Below are 24,874 nucleotides of genomic sequence, written 5' to 3'. Positions count from 1 at the left end.
GGGAATCGAATGCCGTCAAATTAGAGCTGTTCATTCTCAAATGGAAGAAGCCTATTCGACCGCCTCGGCGACCCACTCACCGTTCATGGCGTCGTCCCAGTGGCGGCGGCAGAGCGACACGTATTTCTCGTTGCCGCCGACCTCGATCTGCGCCCCTTCCCGGGCCACCGCGCCATTGCCGTCGAGGCGCACGACCATCGTCGCCTTGCGGCCGCAATGGCAGATGGTGCGCACTTCGCGCATCTCGTCGGAAATCGCCATCAGCTCCTGCGAGGCCGGAAACAGCTTGCCCTGGAAATCCGTGCGCAGCCCGTAGACCATGACGGGGATATTCAGCCGATCGACGACGCGCGCCAGCTGCCAGATATGCTCGCGCGTCATGAAATGCGCCTCGTCGACGAAGACGCAGGCGATCGGTTCGCCCGCAGCCCCTTGCTCGGCGATCAGCGACAACAGATCGGCATCCTGCTCGAAGGCGACCGCATTGGCCTGCAGCCCGATCCGCGAGCCGATGATGCCCCTGCCCGCCCGCTCGTCGAACGCCGCGATCAGCAGGAGAACGCGCATGCCGCGCTCCTCGTAATTATACGCGGCCTGCAGCAGCATCGTCGATTTGCCGGCATTCATCGTCGAGTAGTTGAAGTAGAGCTTCGCCATTGCATTCTCCGTCTCTCCGCTTCTTGAAAGCTGTATACGATCAAGAAAACCCCCGGCCGTCGTTAATCACAGAAAATTGCCTGAAAACCCCTTCAAAACTGACAAAATTCAAGCGATCCATTAAATACGACACGTCGCAATCGGATACCGCAATGCGGCGCAAACGCACTGAGGTCGCTTGTAAAACTCGGCTATTGGTGATTGGCTTGGGAACGTAAGACTGGGAGTCTATAAATGAAAACGACAAGCGCATTCAAACTGATCACTGCCACAACCGTTGCTGCACTCTCTGTCGCAACCGCCGCATATTCCGCTGATCCCGCCAGCTGCTCCACCGTCCATCTGTCGGATGTGGGCTGGACCGATATCACCGCGACAACAGCAACCGCATCCGTGATCCTCAAGGGTCTCGGATACACCCCCGACGTGAAGGTTCTTTCCGTACCGGTCACCTACCAGTCGCTGAAGAACAAGGACATCGACATCTTCCTCGGCAACTGGATGCCGACCCAGGAAAAGGATGTTCGTCCCTTCATCGATGACAAGTCGGTCGAATCCTTCGGCCCGAACCTGACCGGCGCGAAATACACATTGGCGACCAACGCCAAGGGCGCCGAGCTCGGCATCAAGGACTTCAAGGACATCGCCGCCCACAAGGAAGATCTCGAAGGCAAGATCTACGGCATCGAGCCGGGCAATGACGGCAACCGTCTGGTCATGAACATGATCGAGAAGGATACCTTCGGCATGAAGGGCATGGAGGTCGTCGAATCCTCCGAGCAGGGCATGCTGGCGCAGGTTGCTCGCGCCGAGAAGGCCGGCAAGCCGGTCGTCTTCCTCGGCTGGGCACCGCATCCGATGAACGAAAACTTCAAGCTCACCTATCTCACGGGTGGCGACGACGTTTTCGGTCCTGACTTCGGTGGCGCCAAGGTGTTCACCAACGTTCGCGCCAATTACCTGACCGAATGCCCGAACGTCGGCACCATGCTCAAGAACATGGTCTTCTCTCTCCCGATGGAGAACCAGATCATGGGCAAGATCCTGAACGACGGCGACGAGCCGGAAAAGGCCGCGACGGAATGGCTGAAGGCCAATCCGACGGCAATCGAGCCGTGGCTCGCAGGCGTCAAGACGCTTGACGGCAGCGGCGACGGCGTTGCCGCCGTCAAGAAAAGCCTCGGCCTCTGATATCGAAAGACGGGGTGGCTCTGACCACCCCGTTTTCGCTATCCTCGCCCCTGTTGTTGTTCTTTCTGGATAGGCACGCCCTTGAACTGGATCACCGACTTTAAAATTCCCATTGGTCCCTGGGCGAAAGCCTTCGTGGATTGGCTCACCTCCAATGCCGACTGGTTCTTCAACCAGCTTGCCTTCGTGCTGTCCCACGTCATCGACGGGATCCTGTTCGTCCTGCAAAAGCCGCACCCGCTGATCGTCGTGCTGGCCATCACCGCCATCGCCTACTGGCTGAGGCGCTCGGTCGTCGTCGCCGTCTTCACCTGTCTTGGGCTGCTGTTCATCATGAACCAGGGCTACTGGAAGGAAACGACCGCGACTCTGGCGCTGGTGCTCGCCTCCACCTTCGTCAGCATGATCGTCGGCATTCCCCTTGGCATCGCGGCTGCCCGCCGCCCCTGGGTGAACTCGCTGCTGCGGCCGATCCTCGACTTGATGCAGACCATTCCGACATTCGTCTATCTTATACCAGCGCTTATCCTTTTCGGCCTCGGCATGGTGCCCGGCCTGATCGCCACCGTGATCTTCGCCATCCCTGCCCCCATCCGCCTCACGCGCCTCGGCATCATCTCGACGCCCCCCTCACTGGTCGAAGCCGCCGAATCCTTCGGCGCAACCCCGATGCAGGTGCTGCGCAAGGTCGAGCTTCCCTATGCCACGCCGCAGATCATGGCCGGCTTGACGCAGACGATCATGCTCTCGCTGTCGATGGTCGTCATCGCGGCACTCGTCGGCGCCGACGGCCTCGGCGTTCCCGTTGTGCGCGCGCTCAACACCGTCAACGTCGCCAAGGGCTTCGAGGCAGGTCTCTGCATCGTCATCCTGGCGATCATCCTCGACCGAATGTTCCGCGTGGCGGGTGAAGGAGACGGCGCATGACCGCGGTTCGCTTCGACAATGTCAGCATCGTCTTCGGCGACAAGCCGGAGGCCGCCCTCACTCTTGCCGACAAGGGCAAGACCCGCGACGAGATCGGCGCCGAAACCGGGCTGGTGCTCGGCGTCGCCGACGCCTCGCTGGAAATCCAGGAGGGCGAGATCCTCGTGCTCATGGGTCTTTCCGGCTCCGGCAAGTCGACCCTTCTGCGCGCCGTCAACGGGCTCGCCCCCGTCGTGCGCGGCGAGGTCACCGTCAACAGCGCATCAGGCCCGGTCAATCCCTACAAGACCTCGGCCAAGGGCCTGCGCGATCTGCGCATGCACACCGTCTCCATGGTGTTCCAGCAGTTCGCGCTGCTCCCGTGGCGCACGGTCGCCGACAATGTCGGCTTCGGCCTCGAACTCGCCGGCATGGCCGAGGGCGAGCGCAAGAAGCGCGTGGCCGAACAGCTCGAGCTGGTCAACCTCACCAAGTGGGCCGATCGCAAGGTCAACGAGCTCTCCGGCGGCATGCAGCAGCGCGTCGGCCTTGCCCGGGCGTTTGCGACCGGCGCGCCGATCCTTCTGATGGACGAGCCGTTCTCCGCGCTCGATCCCCTGATCCGTACCCGCCTGCAGGATGAACTGCTCGAGTTCCAGCGCCGCCTGAAGAAGACCATCCTCTTCGTCAGCCACGACCTCGACGAGGCCTTCCGCATCGGCAACCGCATCGCCATCATGGAAGGCGGACGCATCATCCAGTGCGGCACGCCGCAGGATATCGTCAAGAACCCGGCCGACCAGTATGTCGCCGATTTCGTCCAGCACATGAACCCGATCAGCATGCTGACCGCCCGCGACGTCATGCATGCGGGCCTCGGCGATGCCGCAAGCAGTGCCAGCGTCAGCGGCACAGCCAAGGCCGAGACCCCGCTGATCGATATTCTCGACGCGCTCGCCCGCCAGCCGGGCAGCATCGGCGTGGTCGAAAACGGCGCCATCATCGGCACGATTTCCGCCCAGGACGTGGTGGCCGGTTTGACGCAGCACAGGAAGAAAGAACAGGCTTGATCCGGCCGTCCGCTTGCGCCAGAAAAGTGGACATGAAAGATCAAGCTTCTGTCATCAGGGAAACGGACGAAGAGGCGCGCAGGCTGGCGCGCACTCTTCTCCGCTCCGCCCGCTACGCCGCCATTGCGGTCCTCGACCCAAACACCGGCTTCCCCTTCGCCAGCCGCGTGCTTCTCGGTACCGATTTCGATGGCGTTCCCGTCATCCTCGTCTCCGGCCTTTCGGCGCACACCCGCGCGCTCGATGCCGATCCGCGCGCCTCGCTTCTGACCGGCGAGCCCGGCAAGGGCGACCCGCTGGCCTATGCGCGGCTGACGACTCAGTGCCGCGCGGCAGCCGTCGAGCGCGACAGCACGGCCCACACACGCATTCGTGACCGTTTTCTGGCCCGCCATTCCAAAGCCAAACTCTACGTCGATTTCCCGGATTTCAGGTTTTTCCGGCTGATTCCCGAGAGCGCAAGCCTCAATGGCGGCTTCGGCCGCGCCTACATTTTAGGCGGAGAAGAGCTGATCATCCGCTCCGCGGCCAACGAAGAGATTGCGTCAAACGCTGCCGAGGTAGTGCAAGATTTGCTAGCCCAGGAGCCGGATTTGGCAAGGAAAACAGCGATCGCGCATAAAGCCCGTACGGGCACCAAATGGGCTATTTGTGGAGTCGATTGCGCTGGTTTTGATGTGATTTCGGGCGATTTGCTGGTGCGACACGAGTTTGACACACCCGTCAGCAGCCGCGTTGAACTTTATTCACATATATCTAACATGAAATACTCAATACCTGAAATTTAGCTATATACAATCTTGAACCCCTCTTGCTAGTTTTCAGCGTCGGCAATTTCAGGCAGACGTTTTTTTGAATTCCGTTTCCATGGGAAGATGATTATGGACACAATTGATTTGACCGCTCACGCGAATGTTGCCGCCGCACTGTTGTCCGCAATGGCAAATCCCAAGCGACTTCTGATCCTCTGTAATCTCGTCAAGGGTGAGATCCCTGTTGGCGCGCTGGCCACCGAAGTCGGCCTCAGCCAGTCGGCACTGTCGCAGCACCTCTCCAAGCTGCGCGCCCAGAAGCTGGTCAAGACCCGCCGCGACGCACAGACGATCTACTATTCCAGCACCTCCGATCAGGTCATTCGCATTCTCGAAACCCTGACACAGATCTACGCCGAACCCGTCCGCGCCAAGTCCGCGGCCTGATTTCCCACATCACATCGTTTCCGGTCGTTTCTTTATGGAGCGGCTGATTATTTTTAGCACCATTTGATATTGATGGATCGGCGACCTCTGGTCTGCCGATCCTTTTTTGTTCGCTCAAGTCCGAGACACGCGACTGTGCCGCCGCCGCTACCGCTCCAAAATCGCGAAAACTTGATCCAACTTTGCCAAAACCGGCGTGATTTTTGCCGATCATGGCAAAAACGGGCCGCGTTTCTTTATCTTCTTGCGCATTCACCTCGAAATTCCTAATAAACTTGCCATGCGTCCTTCGAGCCAAACATGGCCGATTGGCGCGTTTGCCGCGCGCAGTCCGTCGTCTTTGGCGCATCCGGAAATGGATGTTTGTACGGCCTGGATTGATCGCAGCGGCAGGACAGTCGCGGGTCGAAGACCCATCCAAGGAGAGACAAAATGACCCTGAAGACCCTGACGGCGGCGCTGGTTGCCTCCATCTCTTTCGCGCCGCTGGCGCATGCCGACATCACCATCGGCCTGATCGCACCGCTGACCGGCCCGGTTGCCGCTTACGGCGACCAGGTGAAGAACGGCGCCCAGACCGCCGTTGACGAAATCAACAAGGCCGGCGGCATCCTCGGCGAGAAGGTCGTGCTGAAGACCGCTGACGACGCGGGCGAACCCAAGCAGGGCGTTTCGGCCGCCAACCAGCTCGTCGGCGACGGCATCCGCTTCGTCGTCGGCCCGGTCACCTCGGGCGTCGCCATCCCGGCTTCCGACGTCTTCGCTGAAAACGGCGTGCTGATGGTCACCCCGACCGCGACCGCCCCTGACCTGACGAAGCGTGGCCTCGCCAACGTTCTGCGCACCTGCGGCCGCGACGACCAGCAGGCCGAAGTCGCTGCGAACTACGTCCTGAAGAATTTCAAGGACAAGCGCATCGCCATCATCAACGACAAGGGCGCTTACGGTAAGGGTCTCGCCGACAACTTCAAGGCGACGATCAATGCCGGCGGCATCAAGGAAGTCCTCGACGACGCGCTCTCGCCCGGCGACAAGGATTTCAGCGCGCTGACCACCCGCCTCAAGGCCGAGAAGGTCGACGTCGTCTATTTCGGCGGCTACCACCCGGAAGGCGGCCTGCTTGCCCGCCAGCTGCATGACCTGCAGGTCAATGCCGTGATCATCGGCGGCGACGGCCTGTCGAACACCGAGTTCTGGAACATCGGCACGGATGCTGCCGCCGGCACCATCTTCACCAACGCCGTCGATGCCACCAAGAGCCCCGACTCCAAGGCTGCCGCCGACGCGCTGAAGGCCAAGGGCATCCCGGCCGAAGCCTTCACGCTGAACGCCTACGCCGCCGTCGAAGTCATCAAGGCCGGTATCGAAAAGGCGAAAAGCGCCGAAGATTCCGAAGCTGTCGCAACGGCGCTGAAGGCCGGCGAGCCGATCGCAACCGCCATCGGCAAGCTCACCTACGGCGAAACCGGCGACCTGACCTCGCAAAGCTTCTCCCTTTACAAGTGGGAAGACGGCAAGATCGTCTCCGCCGAGTAATTCGGCTCGCCTTTGCGATCAAATACAGACCGGGCGCCCTCGCGGGCGCCCGGTTTTCGTTTGCGGATCCTTCGAAATGGCTTTCGCCACAAGTCGCCTCGATCAGGCCTGGAAGAATTTCAGGAGATCGGCGTTGATGATCTCGGCATGCGTGGTCGCCATGCCGTGCGGCAGGCCGTCATAGGTCTTCAGCGTGCCGTTCTTCAAGAGCTTCGCGGCAAGCAGCGCCGAATCGGCGATCGGCACGATCTGGTCGTCGGTACCATGCATGACGAGAACCGGAACCTTGATCTTCTTGAGATCGTCGGTGAAGTCGGTTTCGGAAAACACCTCGACACAATCATACTGATCCTTGGCGCTGCCCATCATCCCCTGCCGCCACCAATTGTCGATCACGCCCTGCGAGACCTTGGCGCCCGGCCGGTTGAAGCCGTAAAACGGACCTTCGGGGATGTCGCGATAGAACTGCGCGCGGTTGGCGGCAATTGACGTGCGGAAGCCATCGAACACTTCGAGCGGCAGGCCGCCGGGGTTCTTGTCGGACTTCAGCATGACAGGCGGGATCGCGCCGATCAGTACCGCCTTGGCAATCCGGCCGCGGCTCTCGTAGTTGCCGACATAACGCGTGACTTCGCCGCCACCGGTCGAGTGGCCCACATGGATGGCATTCTTGAGATCCAGATGTTCGGCGAGTTCGGCGACATCGGCGGCATAGGTGTCCATGTCGTTGCCGTAGCCCGGCTGGCTGGAGCGACCGTGGCCGCGACGGTCATGGGCGATCACCCGGTAGCCCTTGCCGAGGAAGTAGAGCATCTGCGCATCCCAGTCGTCGGCACTGAGCGGCCAGCCGTGATGGAACACGATCGGCTGACCGGTGCCCCAATCCTTATAGAAGATCTGCGTGCCGTCCTTGGTGGTGATGTAGCTGCTGGTCATGGCGTTTTTGTCCTTAGCTGTCGAATGAGCGGTCTTCTGGTTGGCGGCTGCGGAATGCTTGTGGCTCGCGGCTTCAGCCGAATTGGTGAAGGAGGCGGCAGCGGCCGTCGCGACGAGGCCGAGCCCTGCGACCATAACATGCCGTCTTGAGGCATTTTGGATGTCGTCAGTCATGTTCATCTCCATTTGTTTTCGCGATAATCGATATCGCGATAAACATATTCATAGCACCCCAGATTTTCTTGTCTACGAAAAAGATTATCGCGATATCATTTTTATGGTAATGATATCTGGACAGACAGATGGAGCCTCGGCATGACCGACCAGATACACGCCTCCCATATGGGCTCTGCCAAGCCCCCCGCCTCCGGCGCTACCACGCCGCCGCTGGACGACCAGCTGTGCTTTTCGCTCTATGCGGCAAGCCTCGCGATCAACCGCACCTACAAGCCGATGCTGGACGAGATGGGCATCACCTATCCCCAGTATCTGGTGTTGAATGTGCTGGGCGAGCAGGATGGCGCCACGATCGGCGCTATCGCCGACCGGCTGTCGCTGGAATCGAGCACCATCACCCCGCCGGTAAAGCGGCTGGAGCAGGCAGGCCTCCTCGAACGTCGACGCTCGACGCTCGACGAGCGCCAGGTGAACGTCTTCCTGACATCAGCGGGCCGCGACATGCTCGCCCGCAGCAAATGCCTGGGCGATACGCTGCTCAGCCGTTCCGGCATGACCTTGACCGAGATCGAAGCCTTGAACCAGCAGATCCACACGCTGATCGGCGCCCTCGGCAAGAGCGAGTAGGCGCAACCCTGCCCCACCCCGGAACGGGGCGCCCCCTGCGACCGCATGGACGAGGACAAGACCGATCCGCGCCTTCCCATCGAGCGCCTGCCTCTCTAGAGTGGCCACCCAACGACACCGAACCAGAGAGCCCCATGACCGAAAGACTAGAACGCCTCATCGACCAGGGAACCGGCCGCGAACCGGCCGATATCGTGCTCAAGGGCGGGCGGTTTTTCGATCTGGTGACGGGCGAACTGGTTCAGTCTGATATCGCCATCTCCGGCGACACCATCGTCGGCACCTGCGGCGGTTACAACGGCAAGACCGAGATCGACATATCCGGCCGCATCGTCGTCCCCGGCTTCATCGACACGCATCTCCACATCGAAAGCTCGCTCGTCACCCCGCACGAGTTCGATCGCTGCGTGCTCCCCTACGGCGTCACGACCGTGATCTGCGACCCGCACGAAATCGCCAACGTGCTCGGCGAAGAAGGCATCCGCTACTTCCTGGACTCTGCCGAACAAACCATCATGGACATCCGCGTCCAGCTCTCCTCCTGCGTCCCCGCCACGCATCTGGAAACATCAGGCGCCGACCTGCCGATCGAAAAGCTCCTGCCCTTCCGCGACCACGAGAAGGTCATCGGGCTCGCCGAATTCATGAATTTCCCCGGCGTGATCCACAAGGATCCCGTCTGCATGGCGAAGCTCGCGGCGTTCCAGGGCGACCACATCGACGGCCACGCGCCGCTTCTCTCCGGCAACGACCTCAACGGCTATCTCGCAGCCGGCATCCGCACCGAGCATGAATGCACGAGCGCCGAAGAGGCGCTGGAGAAGATCCGCAAGGGCATGCACATCCTCGTCCGCGAAGGCTCCGTCTCCAAGGATCTGCACGCGCTGATGTCGATCATCACCGAGCGCCTGTCGCCGCATCTGGCGCTCTGCACCGACGACCGCAACCCGCTCGATATCGCCGAGCAGGGCCATCTCGACTACATGATCCGCACCGCGATCAAAAACGGCGTCGAGCCGCTCGCCATCTACCGCGCCGCCTCGATCTCCGCCGCCCGCGCCTTTGGGCTTAGAGACCGGGGCCTCGTCGCCCCCGGCTGGCGCGCCGATCTCGTCCTCCTCGACAGCCTGGAAAACTGCAAGGCCGAAATGGTCTTCTCCGCCGGCCGCAAGGTCACCTCGGCGCTCTTCGAAACCCGCAAGCCCGTCGCCCCCGTCGGCCTCGACAGCGTCAAGGCGCGAACGGTCAACGCAGCCCACTTCGGCGTACCTGTTGCCGATGGCGAAACACCTGTCATCGGCGTCATGCCGGGCAAGATCATCACCGAGCACCGCCGCTATCGCCTGCCGGTCAAAGGCAACCAGACGGCGGTCGATCTGGACAACGACATCATCAAGGTTGCCGTCATCGAGCGCCACGGCAAGAACGGCAACCACGCCAACGGCTTCGTCCAGGGCTTCGGCCTGAAGAAGGGCGCGATCGCCTCCACCGTCGGCCATGACAGCCACAACATCTGCGTCGTCGGCGTCTCGGAAGACGACATGGCCATGGCCGCCAACCGGCTCGGCGAAATCAAGGGCGGTTTCGTCGTCGTCGAGGACGGCAAGGTCACCGGCGAGATCCCGCTGCCGCTCGCCGGCCTGATGAGCCTCGAACCCTACGAAACCGTCCGCGACACGCTGCACGACCTCAGAAAAGCCGCCTACGCCCTCGGCACGACCCTAGAAGAACCCTTCCTCCAGGTCGCCTTCCTGCCGCTGCCTGTTATCCCCCATCTGAAGATATCGGACATGGGCATGGTGGATGTCGATCAGTTCAAGCTGATCGGGTGAGCTCGGCTTGGCAAACGACAACAGAGCGCATAGCTTCGACAACGACAGGAGCTCGCGATGACCAAGCTTGAGCAGATCGAAAAATTCGTAAGCGAACTGGACCCGCCGGACCTCGAAGCGTTCTCGGCATGGTTCGAGGCGTTTCAGGCGGAAAAGTGGGATCGCCGCATCGAAAGCGACGTTACCGCCGGCAAGCTCGACGGCCTTGCTGACAAGGCGCTTAATGATTTTCGCTCCGGCAAGACCCGACGGCTTTGAACCACCACGCCACTCCCGATTTCTGGAAAGCCTATGAGCGCTTGCCGGAGCGGGTAAAACGAGTGGCCGACGACAGCTTCGAACTGCTCAAATCCAACCCCAAACATCCCTCGCTGCATTTCAAGAACGTCGGCCGCTTCTGGTCCGTTCGGGTCGGCGCGTCATGGCGAGCACTGGCCGTTCGTGATGGCGATGATTTTGTCTGGTGGTGGATTGGCTCACATGCCGATTATGACCGGCTATTGGCTTAGGCTGGATATCTACTCACTTCTCGCGCGCAACCCGGCTTCTCGCGAAATTTTCGTCATACCTTCAGCCCGTGCGACAACGCCAAGCGCCGAAGCGATGAACTGCGGGTCGCCCGTCTTCAGGAGTTCGTCGAGATAGGCTTCGACAGCCTCATCAGAATCGAGCATTTCGGCGGGATCAAAATCGAATATCTCTTCAGTCATCTTCGTTCGTCCGTTGCGAAACAATCCGATCATATCACTTGCGAGACAATTCATCTCCATCAACCGGAGAGACGTCGCGCACCTTCTTCAACACGCCCGCCAGGCCATCCCCACTCGCCACCCCTGCTCGGCTCTTGAGGAACGCCTGCACCGTTTCAACGGCGCCGACCTTCTGCGCGACGGCCGAAGCGATCCATTGGTTAAGAGATACACCGTCAGCCTTCGCGAGACGCGCGGCGGCCTCCTTGAGGGATGCCGGCAGCTTGAGTGGGTAGGTATTCGTACTCACGATCCAATCTCCCGAAGCCTCAAACCACCCGCGCGCAAAACCCTTCCAGCGCCCCGAGCACCACCTTGCCGCCGTCGACCGTTCCACCCGCCCCCGGCATCTCCATCCGCTCGCCAAGCACTATCCCCGCAGGCAAGCCAAACGACGCCGGCTCCCGTGTCAGGTTGAACACAAAAAGCAGCGTCTCGCCCTCCTTCTTCCGGGTAAACACCAGCAGATCCTGGTTCGTGTCGAGGAAGGTCATCGCCCCGTCGATCAGCGCCCGATGCTTTTTGCGGAAGGCCAGCGTGTCGCGGTAGTGGGTGAGCACCGAATGCGCGTCGCCCTCCTGCACATCGACCGAGAGCGCTGCCTGCTCATAGGGCACCGGCAGCCAGGATTTCTCGGCCGTGGTGAAGCCGGCATGCGCCTTGGCTGCTTCCCAGGGCATCGGCGTGCGGCATCCGTCGCGGCCCTTGAAGGCCGGCCAGAAGCGGATGCCGTAGGGGTCGCGCAGGTCCTCGAAGGCGAGATCGGCTTCTGGCAGGCCAAGCTCCTCGCCCTGGTAGAGGCAGATCGAGCCGCGCAGCGCCGCAAGCACCGAGATCGCCAGCTTGGCGACCACAGGCCGTTCCTCGACCGTCTTGGCGAAGCGGCTAAGATGGCGGTTGACGTCGTGGTTGGAGAAGGCCCAGCAGACCCATCCATCGGCCACGGATTTCTGGAAAGCATCGACGCAGTTGCGGATATGGGCGGCGGTGAATTCCGGTCCCAGGAGATCGAAGGTGTAGCACATGTGCAGCTTGTCGCCGCCGGTGGTGTAGGCCGCCACCGTCTTCAGCGAGCGCGCACCGTCGCCCACCTCGCCGACAGTCGTGCGCCCCTCATAGCGGTCGAGCAGCGCGCGAAAACGCTGCAGGAAGCCGATGTTTTCGGGCTGCGTCTTGTCGTAGAGATGGTTCTGCATCCCATAGGGGTTGGTGTCTGGCGCATCCAGCCCGCCATCGCTGGTATCGGGCTCGTGCGGAGGGTTGTCGCGCAATAGCTTGTCACAGAAGTAATAGTTGACGGTATCCAGCCGGAAGCCGTCGACGCCGCGGTCGAGCCAGAATTTCACCGTCTTCAGAAGCGCGTCCTGAACATCCGCGTTGTGGAAGTTCAGATCCGGCTGCGAGGTGAGGAAATTGTGCTGGTAATACTGCCGGCGCACACCGTCCCATTCCCAGCCCGGCCCGCCGAAGATCGACAGCCAGTTGTTGGGTGCGGTTCCATCCGGCTTCGGGTCGGCCCAGACATACCAGTCCGCCTTGTCGTTGGTGCGGCTGGAGCGGCTTTCGACGAACCATGGGTGGACATCGGCGGTATGCGAAATCACCTGGTCGATGATCACCTTCAGCCCCAGCGCATGCGCGGCCACCATCATCTCGTCGAAATCGGCGATCGTCCCGAAAATCGGGTCGACGTCGCAATAATCGGAGACGTCGTAGCCCATGTCGGCCATCGGCGACTTGAAGAAGGGCGAGAGCCAGATCGCGTCGACGCCGAGGCTGGCGATATAGGGCAGACGCCTCGTGATCCCCTTGAGATCGCCGAGCCCGTCGCCATTCGTATCCTGAAACGATCTCGGATAGACCTGATAGACAACAGCACCCCGCCACCAGTCCGCATTCCCGCCCGTCCGAACCACCATCTGTCGCCGATCCCTACCGTTGTTCCTGTCCATCCGAGACTAAAGCGCAGAAAGTAAAAGACAACCGCGCTCACGTCTTTTTGCGCGCCAGTTGCAAAGACACCGGCCAGCCCCGCGAGCCGCACATCGCGATATCCGGCCAATCCGCGCTTGTAAGTGCGGCGCGCGGCGCGTATCAGCGAACACGCAACATCTGGGAGGCTGGCAGTGGGCGGACGTTTTCTATCGATCGGTGAGTGCATGGTGGAGCTGTCGCAGGCCGGCGCCGGGCTGCTGCGCAAGGGCTTTGCCGGCGATACGCTGAACACCGCCTGGTACGCCCGCGCCTGCCTTGATCAGGATTGGTCGGTCGATTACTGCACCGCGCTCGGCGACGACGCCATGTCCGACGAAATGGTCGCCTTCTTCGCTGAAGCCGGCATCGGCACGGAAAGCATTCGCCGCATCAAGGGCAAGGCACCCGGCCTCTACATGATCAGCCTGAAGGATGGCGAACGATCCTTCAGCTACTGGCGCGACAACTCCGCCGCCCGCCAGCTTGCCGCCGATGCCGATTTCCTGCGCCAGGCGATCGAAGGCGCCGACGTCGTCTATTTCTCCGGCATCACGCTCGCGATCCTCTCGCGCGACGACGCCGACACGCTGCTCTCCGAAGCACGCCGCGCCAAGGCCTCCGGCAAGCTCGTCGCCTTCGACCCCAACATCCGCCCGCGCCTGTGGTCGGGCTATGACGAGATGCACGCCACCATCAGCGAAGGCGCGCGCGCCGCATCGATGGTGCTGCCGAGCTTCGAGGACGAGGCCCTGCACTTCGGCGACGTCTCGATCGAGGCGACCATCCACCGCTACCGCGCGCTCGGCGTCCGCGACGTCGTCGTCAAGAACGGCGCCGACGGCATAACGCTCGATTTCGACGGCGAAGAGACCTTCGTGCCCTCGCAGCGGGTCGAGCAGGTCGTCGACACGACAAGCGCCGGCGACAGCTTCAACGGCGCCTTCATCGCCCACTATCTCGAAACCCGGGACGCCTCCGCATCCGCCCGCTTCGCCGCCAAGGTCGCGGCGCGGGTTGTGAGCGAGCATGGGGCGCTGGTGGCGAAGGATAAGCTTGGGGTTTGAGGAGCTGTCGAGCGGTCAGATGATTGCGATGATCTTGCTGAAGATCGTCGCGATCTTGAGTGCTGCCTCGGTCGTCTGCACGATTTTCTGGATGTTGTCGATGATATCCTCCAGATCCTTCTTCGCGCCCTTCAAGGATTGTGTCAGTACCTTGTATTGGCCCGACGATTTCATGAGCTCGTCTGCCACCAGCTTGTCGAGCTCGTCGTCATAGACGTAGTAGAGATCGAGAAACCTGTTGGCGTCAGAGACCGTCTGCGCCTGGGAATAGCCAAGATTGGCGGCAACCTTTCCCGCCCGTATCCGATCGTAAGCATCCTGATTTGTCGTCATCACGTGTCTCCGTTAGCTGCGAAAATCTGTGCAAGGGCTTGAAATTGCTGCGCGGCGGCAAGGAATTCGGCAAGTGTCGATGCATCTTGCTGCCCTTCCGCCAATGCCTTGTGGGCAGCCGCCATCTTGTTCAGAACTGCGACGTAACCAGGCTCGTCACCGCCCTGCACCGACGTCAGAAGGGCCAGCGATTTGGCCAGGGTTTGTTGCTCTGAAGCGAATGCGCGGTACGCATCATAACGCTCCCTAGCGCTCCCATTCGCCCGGATCGAGTCAAGTACGCGTTGCTTCATCATGAGCCAGTCTTTGTAGCGCTCGTCGATGGCGTGGCCCATTTTCCCGAAGTCGGTGGCAAGCAGGGCATTGCCTTGCACGATTGCCGGCTGTGCACGTTGCATTGCCGCGCGGATTTGCTGCCATGCGGCCCAACTTATCGCCTGCTTTGCAATGATCACCGAAGCGTTCGCGACCTGCGATGACACCGGATGCGCAAAAGCGGTTGGAGCAGCCTTTGCGGCCGCGCTCTTCAGATTGTCTACCGCAGTGCCGATGTCGGTACCGCTGACACCGGCTGCCGCCTTGGTCAGCGCATCGGCATATGCGACAAGTGCATTGGCGTATGCAACCTGAACGTCCCAAGCGGTCGAGATGCGCGATCTATCCCTGTGAGGAGGAGGAAATGCGTAACGCAGTCCGCCCCTCGCAAATCGCCCTGCGTGATCCTCGAGCCGGATCGTGTACGTCATGTCGTCGTTGAGCGTACCGGCATCCCGCGCCGCCTGCGCGACCGCCGCCGTAGCCACGCCAAACTTCTGAATATCAGTCGCATCCACACTGGCGCAGCCGGCCAAAGCCGTGGCCGCCAGCAACGCCAGCACCCGCAATCGTTTCAACATGGATTGTTCCCCTAACTGCAGCTAGGGATAGCACATTGCCGATTGCAAACAACAAACCGCACACAACCCAAGATCACCACCCCGGTTGCATCAGGCTGTACCGTCCACCCTGTAATATTTCCATCATCGACAGCAGCGAGAATATGAGCGCGGGAATCGATTATCCGGCGCCCGCCCGGAGCGGTGCGCCGATGGCGCGGATGGAAGTCGGATCATGTTGCAACGCCTGCAAAATGCCAGCGATGGCGATAACGCGACCGCCTTGCCGATGGGCAAGCCGGAGCGGCTGGTCATCGTCACGGATGCCTGGCATCCGCAGGTCAACGGCGTCGTCCGCTCGATCGAAAACACCAACCGCGAGCTCGCCAAGATCGGCGTCGAGGTGGCGATGGTGACGCCGCAGGGGTTCCGCAACATTCCCTGCCCCACCTATCCCGAAATTCGCCTGTCGATCGCCCGCTACCGCAGCGTCGCCCGCGAAATCGCCAGGCACAAGCCGTCCTATGTCCATATCGCGACCGAAGGCCCGCTGGGGCTGACGGCGCGGCGCTGGTGCCTGAAGAACCGCATGCCGTTCTCCACCAGCTATCACACCCGCTTTCCCGAATATGTCGCCGCACGGCTCCCCATTCCGAAGGGCTGGCTCTACGCCTTCGTCAAGTGGTTCCACAATTCCGGCGCCGGCTGCATGGTGGCGACGCCCTCTTTGGCGCGCGAACTCTCCGAAAAGGGCATCCGCAACCTGATGCCCTGGAGCCGCGGCATCGACGCCAACCAGTTCCACCCCGCCGAGCTCGAGGAAAAGCCCTTCGGCCTCTCCCGCCCGATCTTCATGACGGTCGGCCGCGTGGCGCTTGAAAAGAACCTGCCGGCCTTTCTCGATCTTGATCTGCCCGGCTCCAAGGTCGTCGTCGGCGATGGCCCGGCCCGCGCCGAGCTCGAGAAGCGCTATCCGGATGTGCATTTCACCGGCCTCAAGGTCGGGCCGGAACTGGCGGCGATCTATGCCCAGGCCGATGTCTTCGTCTTCCCGTCGCTGACCGACACCTTCGGCAACACCATCCTTGAGGCGCTCGCTTCGGGCGTCCCCGTCGCCGCCTATCCGGTCACCGGCCCGCTCGATATCATCGGCGAGGATAGCGATGTCGGCGCGCTCGACGACGATCTGCGCATCGCCTGCCTCGCGGCGCTTTCCGCCTCGCGGCAAAAGGCCCGCGAACTCGCCGTCCAATATTCCTGGGAAGCGGCAACGCTGCAGTTCATCACCAACATCCGCGCCGCCAACGGGGTGATCACCCCGAAGTGGAAGAAGGCATGGCAATACGCCAAGTCCCTGCCGCGCAACAAGCGCCTTGGCGATGGGGATGCGGCAACGATGGTGTGAAGTGTTTCCTTAGGCCTTAGGGATGCTCACTGCGCTGGATACGGCGGCCTCGGCACGACGACCACCCCATACGCATCGGTCTTGGTCAGGCGCGACGCCTGCCTCAAACTCCCTCATCCTCGCCCTCGTGGCGGGGATCCAGCCGACGCGCGTCCGCGCGGCGAAGGGACCCTTCTTCTACGCAATACCGCAGCAGGTTATTCACGGCGCGGACGCGCCGTGGCTGGATCCCTGTGACAAGCACAGGGATGAGGGTGGAGAGGTTGGCGGCCGGAGCAAGAAGCGAGATAGAGCAGAGCATGACGGACGAATGGGTTTGCGGCTCTATCGCCACGCTACACCCATCAGCCCCAAGCGCCACACCTCGCCAAACTCCCCCTACTCCGCAGCCCCCACCACCTGTCTCCCCCGCTCACCCGGCAGCGGCGGAAACGCCAGCGCGATCGCGGCAGCACCCAGCCCCACCAGCGCCGAGCCGATGAACAGCCAGGAGTAATTGGCGAAGTGATCGAAGATCCAGCCGCCGATCAGCGGGCCGAAGGCCATGCCGAGGCTGGAGAGCATGGTGGCGGCGCCAAAGACGGTGCCGATGATCTTCTGCCCGAAATATTCGCGCGCCAGCACCGCATAGAGCGGCATGACGCCGCCATAGGCGCTGCCGAAGATCATCGCCAGCGCGTAGAATTCTCCGAGCCGGCTGACGAAGAGATAACCCATCAGCGCAATTGCCTGGATCAGCAGCCCGCCGACGATCACAGGCTTGACGCCGACGCGATCGGCAAGCGAACCGTAGATCAACCGGCCGCCCAGCCCCGCCAGTCCCTCGACGCTGTAGATGCTGACGGCCGCCATCGGCGCCACGCCGCAGATCGTCGCGTAGCTCACCATATGGAAGATCGGTCCCGAATGCGCCGCGCAGCAGGCGAAGAAGGTGAGCCCGAGCACGATGAACTGCGGCGACCGGAACACGTCGGAGAGCCGCGCGTTCCCGCGCTCCGCCGGCGTTGAGCCCATGGCCGTCGCGCCACCAACCGGCGCTGCGCCAGCCTCATCCTCGGCACTCTCTGGCGCGCGTCGCACCAGCAGTGCGGCCGGAACCAGCAGCACCCAGGTGCCGATGCCGATGATCAGCATCGCGGTGCGCCAGTCATAGGCCGAAATCAGGAAGCGGGCGAAGGGCGAGATGGTCATCGGCGCCACGCCCATGCCGGCCGAGACCAGCGAGACGGCAAGGCCGCGATGTTCGTCGAACCATGCGGTGGTCGCCGCGATCATCGGCGCGAAGAAGGTGCTGGCGGCGATGCCGACGAGGATGCCATAGGTCAGCTGGAATTGCAGGAGCGTCACCGCCCGGCTGGAAAGCACCAGCGCCAGCCCGAGCAATGCTGCGCCCACCAGCACCACGGCGCGCGGCCCGAACCGGTCGCTTGCAGCGCCCCAGACGAAGCCGCCGATCCCCATGACGATGAAATTGAGCGTCATCGCACTGGCGATGCCGATATGCGACCAGCCGGTGTCCAGCGCGATCGGCTCCTGGAAGATCGCCAGCGAAAACATCGCCCCGAGCGCGACGCAGGTCATCAGCGCCCCGGCCGCCACGATCACCCACCGATAGGACCCCTGATGCGAATGGCTCATCATCGTGCACCTCCCTGTGCGAACCGATCCGGCGCGGATGCCCTATAAAAGGCGATCCATGCCCTCCCCATCAAGACGTCCGACAGCAGCCGCATCCGACAGCCTGTCACATAATTTTCAAGAATTGCCCTTCCGGCGGGCAGCCACGACGGCCTTTATACCAAAAATAGTCATACATATTAAATCAGGATTATTAGACAAACGCAGGTCAGCGTGAGATTCTTTGCATGTAGAATCAGGGCGCAACATGGCTGACGAACGTTATCTATATGATTCGAAGTCGCACAAGGCGGTCATGTACCAGGCCGGCGAACACCTGTTTTCGCTATCCGGAAGTAAAGCCGAGCATTGGATATCCGGAGACTACATCTTTTCCATGGAGACCCAGGCGATAAGCTTCTGGATTCTTGGAAAGGACGTCTACGGCCACGTCGGCAACGGCGAATTGACGCGCGAGCCGATTTATTACTTCGACGGCTGAGACAGCTCATCTTCATCGCTAAAGAAGCGGAATGCGGGCGCCGCGCTTCAGGCGGCACCCGACATGTCACTGGGCCAAGCTGCTACTTGGCAGGCTGCGGCTTGCGGCGTCCGCCGCTCTTGGATTCGTACGGATTGTCCTTCTCGCGATACATGATCCGGATCGGCACGCCGGGCATGTTGAAATCCGTGCGCAGGCTGTTGACCAGATAGCGCGTGTAGGATTCCGGCAGCGCGTCTGCGCGGGTGCACGAGATCATGAAAGCCGGCGGGCGTGCCTTCACCTGGGTCATGTACTTCAGCTTCAGGCGGCGACCGGAGACGGCCGGCGGCGGATGCTGCGTCGTGATCGAATCCAGCCAGCGGTTGAGCTTGGCGGTCGAGATGCGGCGATTCCACGTCATGTCCGTATCGATGATCGACTGCATCAGCTTGTCGAGGCCGCGGCCGGTCTGGCCGGAGATCGGCACGGCGCGGATACCGCGCGCCTGCGGCAACAGCCGCTCGGTCTTTTCACGCAGGTCCGCCAGAAGCGCCTGCGGCTCGTCGATCAGGTCCCACTTGTTGAAGGCGAGAACGGCGGCGCGTCCCTCGCGAACCACGAGGTCGACCAGCTGCAGGTCCTGCTTCTCGAAGGGAATGGTCGCGTCGAAGACGATGACCACGGTTTCGGCGAAGCGGATGGAGCGCAAGGAATCGGCGACCGACAGTTTCTCAAGCTTCTCGGTGACGCGTGCTTTGCGGCGCATGCCCGCCGTGTCGAACATCTTGATGGTGCGGCCGTTCCAGTCCCACTCGACGGAAATGCTGTCGCGGGTAATGCCGGCCTCGGGGCCGGTGAGCAAGCGGTCCTCGCCGAGGAAGCGGTTGATCAGCGTCGACTTGCCGGCATTCGGGCGGCCGATGATCGCCACGCGCAGCGGCTTGGTGTCGTCGTATTCGGGCTCGTAATCCTCGTCCTCTTCCATCTCGTGGGGAAGGTTGACGTTGGTCTCGGCGATATCTTCCTTCGGCGGATAGGCGCGATCCTCGCCGACCGCTTCGACGATCGCGTCGCGCAGGTCGAGCATGCCCTGCCCGTGTTCGGCAGAGATCGGCACCGGCTCGCCGAGGCCGAGCGTATAGGCATCGTAGAAGCCGCCGTCAGAGCCCTTGGCTTCCGACTTGTTGGCGACGAGCACGACAGGCTTGCCGCGACGGCGCAGCATCTCGGCCAGTTCCTTGTCGACCGGCGTCAGGCCGAACTTGGCGTCGACCACGAAGAGCGAGATGTCGGCCTCGTCGATCGCCGCTTCCGTCTGGGCGCGCATGCGGCCCTGCAGGCTCTCGGCCTCGGCCTTTTCCAGACCGGCGGTATCGATGATGGTGAAGGTCAGCCCCATCAGGCGCGCGTCGCCGGGGCGGCGGTCGCGGGTGACGCCGGGCGTGTCGTCGACAAGCGCCAGCTTCTTTCCGACCAGCCGGTTGAAAAGCGTCGACTTGCCGACATTCGGGCGACCGACGATCGCGACCGTAAAGCTCATTGAAATACCCTAAACTCAGCCCTGTGCGGCGGGCGCCTTGCCGGATGCGGTGATGTTATCAAGCATCATCTGGGCGCGATTGGCAACATTGCGCGGTGACTGCGCATCGTCGGCGATCGCCTGGTACCACTGGCGGGCCTGAGCCATATTGCCGGCCTTGTAGGCGGCAAGGCCGAGCGCTTCGCGAGCGGAGTGGCGGAATGCATTGGTCGGAACAGCCATTTCCTCGACCTGGGCCGAGACCTGCTCGTAGGTGCCGTTTTCGATCAGGAGCCATGCAGCGCGCATCTTGGCGGCATCGCGGATCGGCGCCGGCGCCTTGGCGTCCTTGCCGATCACGTCGAAGGCGGCGATGGCGCCCGTGGCGTCACCCTTCTGGGCAAGCACGGAGGCGGCGCGCAGACGGGCCAGGATCGGATAGTCGCCGTGACCTTCCTTCTCGAGCTTCTCGAGTGCCGTCAGCGCCTCGTCGCTCTTGTTCTCGTCGGCAAGCTTCATGGCGGCGATGAACTGGTCGCCGGTGCCCGACGACTGGTTGTTATCCCAATACTGGAACACCTTGTAGCCGACCGTGCCGAGAACGATGAGGACGGCCAGCACGATGAGGTAGCGGCCGAAACGCTGCCACGCACCCTTCATCTGGTCCGAACGCAGTTCCTCATTGACCTCACGAATGAAGCTATCGTCGTTGAATGCCATTCTCGTCTCCGGCAGCGGATATGCAAAATCATGCGGGTTGCACGCACATTGTCGGGCCTTCTACCCCATTTTGCATCCGTTGTAAGGGGGATGTGAAAGAATCGTTACATCACAAGCGGAGAAACGCCGATCACCAGTTCGTGCAGCTTGAACAGGATGACCGCCCAGAGCACCGCGCCGATGATGACAGCGTAGAGATCATACTTGGCGGAGACGAACACCGGCAGCGTGATTTCCCCATTGCGCAGCCGCTGCTTCATCGAGATCCTGAGCAGCACCGCCCAGGCAAGAAACGCCACGAACAGCACGATCGCCTCCGGCTCGCCATTGGCGAGAAGATGCGAGAGCGCCCAGATCTTGATCGCCACCAGAAGCGGAAACTTCAGCTTGGCGCGGATATGCCCGGCGGGCAGGAAGCCCGCCACCAGACAGATCATCGCGATCAGCATCAGGGTCAGCGTGATGTGCGCCATCCAGATCGGCGGATTGTAGAGCGTGCCATACATGCCGCGCGCCTGATCGAAGGCGTAGGCGAGGAACAGCAACGTCACGATGCTGAGGATGCCGTGGACGGCGCCCCATAAAGGCTTGCCGAGCTTGTCGATCATCGACCGGCGGAAATCCGGAACGATGACGCGGATCAGGTGAAGGCCGATAAAGAGGATGAGGCTCAAGATGAGAAGCTGCATCGCTAAATTCCTGTTTTGACTATGAGACAGGCTTATCGTCGTGTGCAGGAAAATGCCAGCGGCACCGCAGCTTCGCCTCAATTCTGTAACAGAAAAGCCCGAAACAAATTGTCGCGGTGCCCATGTCTACTTTGATGTCTGGTTTTATCTCTCGTTCCTGTCTTTCCCTTTCGCTCGCGCTCTCGCTGCTGGCGCCGTCCATTACCCCGGCGCTCGCCCAGACAGCCGACGGCGCCACAAACGCCAACCCGGCGGCAAAGCCGAAGCAGCTGGTGATGATCTCCTTCGACGGCGCCCACGACAACGCGCTGTGGCAAAAGAGCCGCGAGATGGCGGCGAAGAACGGCGCGCATTTCACCTATTTCCTCTCCTGCACCTTCCTGATGAACAAGGAGATGAAGAAGGCCTACCAGGCGCCGCACCAGAAGCCCGGCCGCTCCAACATCGGCTTCGCCCAAAGCGACGACGAGATCCGCGAGCGCCTCGGCAACATCTGGCACGCCCATCTCGAGGGCCACGACATCTCCAGCCACGCCTGCGGCCATTTCGACGGCCGCCAGTGGAGCGAGGCCGACTGGTCGGACGAATATGCCACCTTTTACCGGACGCTGAAGAACGCCTGGAAGGGCGTCAATCTGGAAGAGCCGAAGGGCTGGCAGGACCTTGTCGACCACGGCATCCACGGTTTTCGCGCCCCTTATCTGTCGGCGACCGCTGGCTCGGACATGATCGCCGCCGAAAAGAAGGCCGGCTTCACCTATGACGCCAGCCTCGTCACCAAGGGTCCGGCCATGCCAGTCGAGGAAGGCGGCATCATCCGCTTCGGCCTTCCCTTGATCCCCGAGGGCCCGCGCGACCGCCCGATCGTCGGCATGGACTACAACCTCTTCGTCCGCCACTCCAAGGGCGAGGAAGACAAGGCCGACAGCAAGGAATTCGAAGACCGCGCCTACAGAGCGTTCAAAAGCGCCTTCGACAAGCAATACGCAGGCGACCGCATTCCGCTGCAGCTCGGCTTCCACTTCGTCGAGATGAACGGCGGCGCCTATTGGCGAGCGCTCGACCGTCTGGTGAGCGATGTCTGCCATCGGGAGGATGTGGCCTGTGTGAGCTATTCGGAGGCGATCCCGGTGATCAAGGCACGCGGCAAGCTGCAGGGGACGCCGGCTTCGGGGTTGTGAGGGTCTAGGTCAGCGCTTTACCGTGTAACGCCCTCTCTGCCTGCCGGCATCTCCCCCACAAGGGGGGAGARCGCTGGGGGCAGCCGCTCGCTCCACTTTTGCTGTCCGGGCGAGCGATAGCCTCGAGTCTTCTCCCCCCTTGTGGGGGAGATGGCCGGCAGGCCAGAGAGGGCATTCGAGGCACAACATCAGCCCCCCATACCACCACCCCACCTCCCGGGCACAATCACCCACCCCACAAAACAAATCCCTCAACCCGCTCAACACCCTAACCCCGTCACCCCACTTTTCTCATCCCCACCCCACACCACCCCGCACATACTCCCCTCGTCACCGCACTGGGAGCCGGGTCGCGAACCGGATGCTCAGCCGCTCGAAATCCGGCGTGTGGTGATGGTTGCCAAGAGGATATGACGCCGTCAGGGCCGATGATCCACCGGCAAGACCGATCCGAGAGACGCTCCTGTCGGGTCGGGCGAACCGGAAACCGAGGTGATCGGGCAGGCGGAAAGCCTGACAACCAGTACCACCGACAACAACCCGCCTGCCCTTCCCGTCTTATGACGCCGACCGTCGCGAGGTTTTGCTTCGCGCGCGGTTTTGGTGTGCGTGGTGGGTGGGATAAGTTTGGCGCTTTGCCGGGTCATGCCCTCTCTGGCCTGCCGGCCATCTCCCCCACAAGGGGGGAGAAGACTCGCGGCTATCACTCGCCCAGACAGCAAACGTAGAGCGAGCGGTCGCCCCCAGCGTTCTCCCCCCTTGTGGGGGAGATGCCGGCAGGCAGAGAGGGTCTTTTACCCCACACAAACAAAAAACGCCGCGCATCCAAGACACGCGGCGTCTCCCAAAATCCATTCCGCCCGCGAACTAGCCGTCGGCGTGAATAACCCCCTGCTCGCGCTCCAGATAGCGCTGATCGATATCCGGCAGCGGCTCGCCGTCGATGGCGGATTCGAAGGTGCGCAGGCGCTTGTAGATGGAGAGCAGCTCGACGATCGTCGTCCACGAATTGACGAGGTACTGGAACGAGCCGCGCACCTGGTCGAAGACGTTGTTGATCTGCGTGAGCAGGCCAAGCGTCAGCTTGCCGGCGACGATCGACGGGACCAGCACGATCAGGCTGAACAGGTTGTCGGCCTGCAGGTAGAAGATGCGGGCGACGTTGAAGTACATGTAGTGGAAATAGAGCCGGAAATAGTTGCGGCGCACATTGGCGAAGAGCTCGGCCACCGTCGGCGGCGTGGCGCGGTCGGCGTGGTCTTCGCCGTAGACGAGTTCCTTGCGGTAGGAGGCCTCGACGCGCTGGTTGCGGAATTCGAGGCCGGGTAGCTTGATGCCGACGAGGCCGAGGAACACCGTGCCGAACACCGACCAGAAGATCGCCGCCCAGACGAGCGCATGCGGCACGTCGCCGATCAGCGGCAGTTCGGTGATGCTGGCGCCGATCTTGAAAAGAACCGGCAGGAAGGCGATCAGCGTCATGACAGAGCTCACCAGGCTGACGCCGAGGCTTTCGACCGTCGACGAGAAGCGCATCGTATCTTCCTGCACACGCTGCGAGGCGCCTTCGATATGGCGCAGCTTCGGCCAGTGGGCCATGTAGTATTCGTTCATCGCGGTCCGCCAGCGGAAGATCCAGTGGCTGACGAAGAACAGGTTGAGCACGCCGACGGTGATCGCCACGAAGGCGATGCCGGCAAAGCCGAGCATGCCGAGATAAAGCTGCGAGGCGGTGACCGGCGCCGTCTTTGCCAGCGCCTGCTGGATCAGGTCGTAGAACGGACCGTACCAGGCATTGATGGCGACGCTGACCTGCACCGAGAAATAGGTGTTGAAGATGATCAGCGCCGAGCCGAGCACCGACCACATCTGCCAGCGATGCGGGCTGTAGGTGAACCAGAAGCCGGCGAAGATGGCGACGAAGACGACGTAGTAGATGTAGAACCACAGGAACGGCGTCGACCAGAACACAGACACGCCGATCGGCGCATCCTGCCCGGCAGCCAGCGGCGGCAGGCCGATCGCGGCGCCGAGGCTCGAGCCTCCGAAATACCAAAGGAGAACGCCGATGAGCGCCCAGACGACGGCCGATGTGAAGAAGAGTTTCGGCTTCGGGAAGTAGGATAGAAACAC

General features: G+C 61.9%; 26 protein-coding genes. 14 read left to right on the top strand and 12 right to left on the bottom strand.

Annotated elements, in window-relative coordinates; translation table 11 throughout:
• Nucleotides 1-51 precede the first annotated feature (51 nt).
• The gene (locus tag AC1DOG_RS00600; protein ID WP_113196410.1) at nt 52-657 is read right to left on the bottom strand and encodes a thymidine kinase; all 606 of its coding nucleotides are present in this window, start codon (nt 655-657) and stop codon (nt 52-54) included.
• 234 nt (nt 658-891) lie between these two features.
• Between AC1DOG_RS00600 and AC1DOG_RS00595 the strand changes: the two genes are divergently transcribed.
• The 6 genes from AC1DOG_RS00595 (at nt 892) to AC1DOG_RS00570 (ending at nt 6,559) form a co-directional block, all read left to right on the top strand.
• Nucleotides 892-1,848, top strand: a complete 957-nt coding sequence (locus tag AC1DOG_RS00595; protein WP_477926434.1) for a choline ABC transporter substrate-binding protein — start codon at nt 892-894, stop codon at nt 1,846-1,848.
• Nucleotides 1,849-1,929: 81 nt separating this feature from the next.
• Nucleotides 1,930-2,775: a choline ABC transporter permease subunit gene (gene choW, locus AC1DOG_RS00590; protein ID WP_018897313.1), complete on the top strand. Its 846-nt coding sequence runs from the start codon at nt 1,930-1,932 to the stop codon at nt 2,773-2,775.
• Nucleotides 2,772-3,824 carry a choline ABC transporter ATP-binding protein gene (choV, locus tag AC1DOG_RS00585; protein ID WP_477926433.1) on the top strand — a complete coding sequence of 351 codons (1,053 nt, stop codon included), beginning with the start codon at nt 2,772-2,774 and terminating at the stop codon, nt 3,822-3,824. The genes choW and choV overlap by 4 nt, the downstream gene beginning before the upstream one ends.
• A 32-nt stretch (nt 3,825-3,856) precedes the next feature.
• Complete coding sequence (locus AC1DOG_RS00580; RefSeq protein ID WP_477926432.1) at nt 3,857-4,612, top strand: HugZ family pyridoxamine 5'-phosphate oxidase; 756 nt, start codon at nt 3,857-3,859, stop codon at nt 4,610-4,612.
• 93 nt (nt 4,613-4,705) lie between these two features.
• Complete coding sequence (locus AC1DOG_RS00575) at nt 4,706-5,023, top strand: ArsR/SmtB family transcription factor (protein WP_018897310.1); 318 nt, start codon at nt 4,706-4,708, stop codon at nt 5,021-5,023.
• 432 nt (nt 5,024-5,455) lie between these two features.
• Complete coding sequence (locus AC1DOG_RS00570) at nt 5,456-6,559, top strand: branched-chain amino acid ABC transporter substrate-binding protein (RefSeq protein ID WP_018897309.1); 1,104 nt, start codon at nt 5,456-5,458, stop codon at nt 6,557-6,559.
• 102 nt (nt 6,560-6,661) lie between these two features.
• Here the strand turns inward: AC1DOG_RS00570 and AC1DOG_RS00565 are convergent, their stop codons facing one another.
• Nucleotides 6,662-7,495 carry an alpha/beta fold hydrolase gene (locus AC1DOG_RS00565; protein ID WP_477926874.1) on the bottom strand — a complete coding sequence of 278 codons (834 nt, stop codon included), beginning with the start codon at nt 7,493-7,495 and terminating at the stop codon, nt 6,662-6,664.
• A gap of 342 nt (nt 7,496-7,837) precedes the next feature.
• Between AC1DOG_RS00565 and AC1DOG_RS00560 the strand changes: the two genes are divergently transcribed.
• From AC1DOG_RS00560 to AC1DOG_RS00545, 4 genes are all read left to right on the top strand, one after another.
• On the top strand, nt 7,838-8,299 hold the full coding sequence (locus tag AC1DOG_RS00560) for a MarR family winged helix-turn-helix transcriptional regulator (protein WP_477926873.1): 462 nt from the start codon (nt 7,838-7,840) through the stop codon (nt 8,297-8,299).
• A 134-nt stretch (nt 8,300-8,433) separates the two neighbouring features.
• On the top strand, nt 8,434-10,131 hold the full coding sequence (ade, locus tag AC1DOG_RS00555; RefSeq protein ID WP_477926431.1) for an adenine deaminase: 1,698 nt from the start codon (nt 8,434-8,436) through the stop codon (nt 10,129-10,131).
• Between the two features lie 57 nt (nt 10,132-10,188).
• Nucleotides 10,189-10,389 (top strand): hypothetical protein, encoded by a 201-nt coding sequence (locus AC1DOG_RS00550; protein WP_477926430.1) that lies wholly within the window; start codon nt 10,189-10,191, stop codon nt 10,387-10,389.
• The gene (locus tag AC1DOG_RS00545) at nt 10,386-10,640 is read left to right on the top strand and encodes a type II toxin-antitoxin system RelE family toxin (RefSeq protein WP_477926429.1); all 255 of its coding nucleotides are present in this window, start codon (nt 10,386-10,388) and stop codon (nt 10,638-10,640) included. The genes AC1DOG_RS00550 and AC1DOG_RS00545 overlap by 4 nt, the downstream gene beginning before the upstream one ends.
• Before the next feature lie 9 nt (nt 10,641-10,649).
• On the opposite strand, the gene AC1DOG_RS00540 is transcribed toward AC1DOG_RS00545, so the two are convergent.
• From AC1DOG_RS00540 to bglA, 3 genes are read right to left on the bottom strand one after another with little or no spacing between them, the layout of a single operon-like run.
• On the bottom strand, nt 10,650-10,841 hold the full coding sequence (locus tag AC1DOG_RS00540; RefSeq protein WP_477926428.1) for an addiction module antidote protein: 192 nt from the start codon (nt 10,839-10,841) through the stop codon (nt 10,650-10,652).
• A gap of 34 nt (nt 10,842-10,875) precedes the next feature.
• The gene (locus AC1DOG_RS00535) at nt 10,876-11,130 is read right to left on the bottom strand and encodes a toxin-antitoxin system HicB family antitoxin (RefSeq protein WP_477926427.1); all 255 of its coding nucleotides are present in this window, start codon (nt 11,128-11,130) and stop codon (nt 10,876-10,878) included.
• Between the two features lie 19 nt (nt 11,131-11,149).
• The gene (gene bglA / locus AC1DOG_RS00530) at nt 11,150-12,799 is read right to left on the bottom strand and encodes a beta-galactosidase BglA (protein ID WP_477926426.1); all 1,650 of its coding nucleotides are present in this window, start codon (nt 12,797-12,799) and stop codon (nt 11,150-11,152) included.
• A 207-nt stretch (nt 12,800-13,006) separates the two neighbouring features.
• On the opposite strand from bglA, the gene AC1DOG_RS00525 reads away from it, so the two are divergent.
• Nucleotides 13,007-13,918, top strand: coding sequence for a sugar kinase (locus AC1DOG_RS00525; RefSeq protein WP_477926425.1), 912 nt, complete (start codon nt 13,007-13,009; stop codon nt 13,916-13,918).
• A gap of 15 nt (nt 13,919-13,933) precedes the next feature.
• Here AC1DOG_RS00525 and AC1DOG_RS00520 read toward each other — a convergent pair whose 3' ends face one another.
• Nucleotides 13,934-14,251 (bottom strand): hypothetical protein, encoded by a 318-nt coding sequence (locus AC1DOG_RS00520; RefSeq protein WP_477926424.1) that lies wholly within the window; start codon nt 14,249-14,251, stop codon nt 13,934-13,936.
• A complete protein-coding gene (locus AC1DOG_RS00515; protein ID WP_477926423.1) occupies nt 14,251-15,147 on the bottom strand; it encodes a hypothetical protein in 897 nt (298 codons plus the stop codon). Before AC1DOG_RS00515 ends, AC1DOG_RS00520 begins: the two co-directional genes overlap by 1 nt.
• A gap of 214 nt (nt 15,148-15,361) precedes the next feature.
• Between AC1DOG_RS00515 and AC1DOG_RS00510 the strand changes: the two genes are divergently transcribed.
• Nucleotides 15,362-16,531, top strand: a complete 1,170-nt coding sequence (locus AC1DOG_RS00510) for a glycosyltransferase family 4 protein (protein ID WP_477926422.1) — start codon at nt 15,362-15,364, stop codon at nt 16,529-16,531.
• Nucleotides 16,532-16,909: 378 nt separating this feature from the next.
• Here AC1DOG_RS00510 and AC1DOG_RS00505 read toward each other — a convergent pair whose 3' ends face one another.
• Nucleotides 16,910-18,172 (bottom strand): MFS transporter, encoded by a 1,263-nt coding sequence (locus AC1DOG_RS00505; protein WP_477926421.1) that lies wholly within the window; start codon nt 18,170-18,172, stop codon nt 16,910-16,912.
• A 244-nt stretch (nt 18,173-18,416) separates the two neighbouring features.
• On the opposite strand from AC1DOG_RS00505, the gene AC1DOG_RS00500 reads away from it, so the two are divergent.
• The gene (locus AC1DOG_RS00500; protein WP_113196397.1) at nt 18,417-18,650 is read left to right on the top strand and encodes a hypothetical protein; all 234 of its coding nucleotides are present in this window, start codon (nt 18,417-18,419) and stop codon (nt 18,648-18,650) included.
• A gap of 82 nt (nt 18,651-18,732) precedes the next feature.
• On the opposite strand, the gene der is transcribed toward AC1DOG_RS00500, so the two are convergent.
• From der to AC1DOG_RS00485, 3 genes are all read right to left on the bottom strand, one after another.
• Nucleotides 18,733-20,172 (bottom strand): ribosome biogenesis GTPase Der, encoded by a 1,440-nt coding sequence (der, locus tag AC1DOG_RS00495; protein WP_047506246.1) that lies wholly within the window; start codon nt 20,170-20,172, stop codon nt 18,733-18,735.
• Nucleotides 20,173-20,187: 15 nt separating this feature from the next.
• Nucleotides 20,188-20,871: a tetratricopeptide repeat protein gene (locus AC1DOG_RS00490; RefSeq protein ID WP_018897296.1), complete on the bottom strand. Its 684-nt coding sequence runs from the start codon at nt 20,869-20,871 to the stop codon at nt 20,188-20,190.
• A 104-nt stretch (nt 20,872-20,975) separates the two neighbouring features.
• Entirely contained in the window at nt 20,976-21,560 is a 585-nt protein-coding gene (locus AC1DOG_RS00485; protein ID WP_477926420.1) for an NnrU family protein, read from the bottom strand.
• Nucleotides 21,561-21,694: 134 nt separating this feature from the next.
• Between AC1DOG_RS00485 and AC1DOG_RS00480 the strand changes: the two genes are divergently transcribed.
• Nucleotides 21,695-22,741: a polysaccharide deacetylase family protein gene (locus AC1DOG_RS00480; protein WP_477926419.1), complete on the top strand. Its 1,047-nt coding sequence runs from the start codon at nt 21,695-21,697 to the stop codon at nt 22,739-22,741.
• An 867-nt stretch (nt 22,742-23,608) separates the two neighbouring features.
• Here the strand turns inward: AC1DOG_RS00480 and bacA are convergent.
• Complete coding sequence (gene bacA / locus AC1DOG_RS00475; RefSeq protein WP_477926418.1) at nt 23,609-24,874, bottom strand: bacteroid development protein BacA; 1,266 nt, start codon at nt 24,872-24,874, stop codon at nt 23,609-23,611.

This window comes from Rhizobium sp. 01N48, assembly GCF_056399145.1.
The sequence above is the reverse complement of the archived record's forward strand: the minus strand, read 5'-3'. Positions and strand labels throughout refer to the sequence as shown.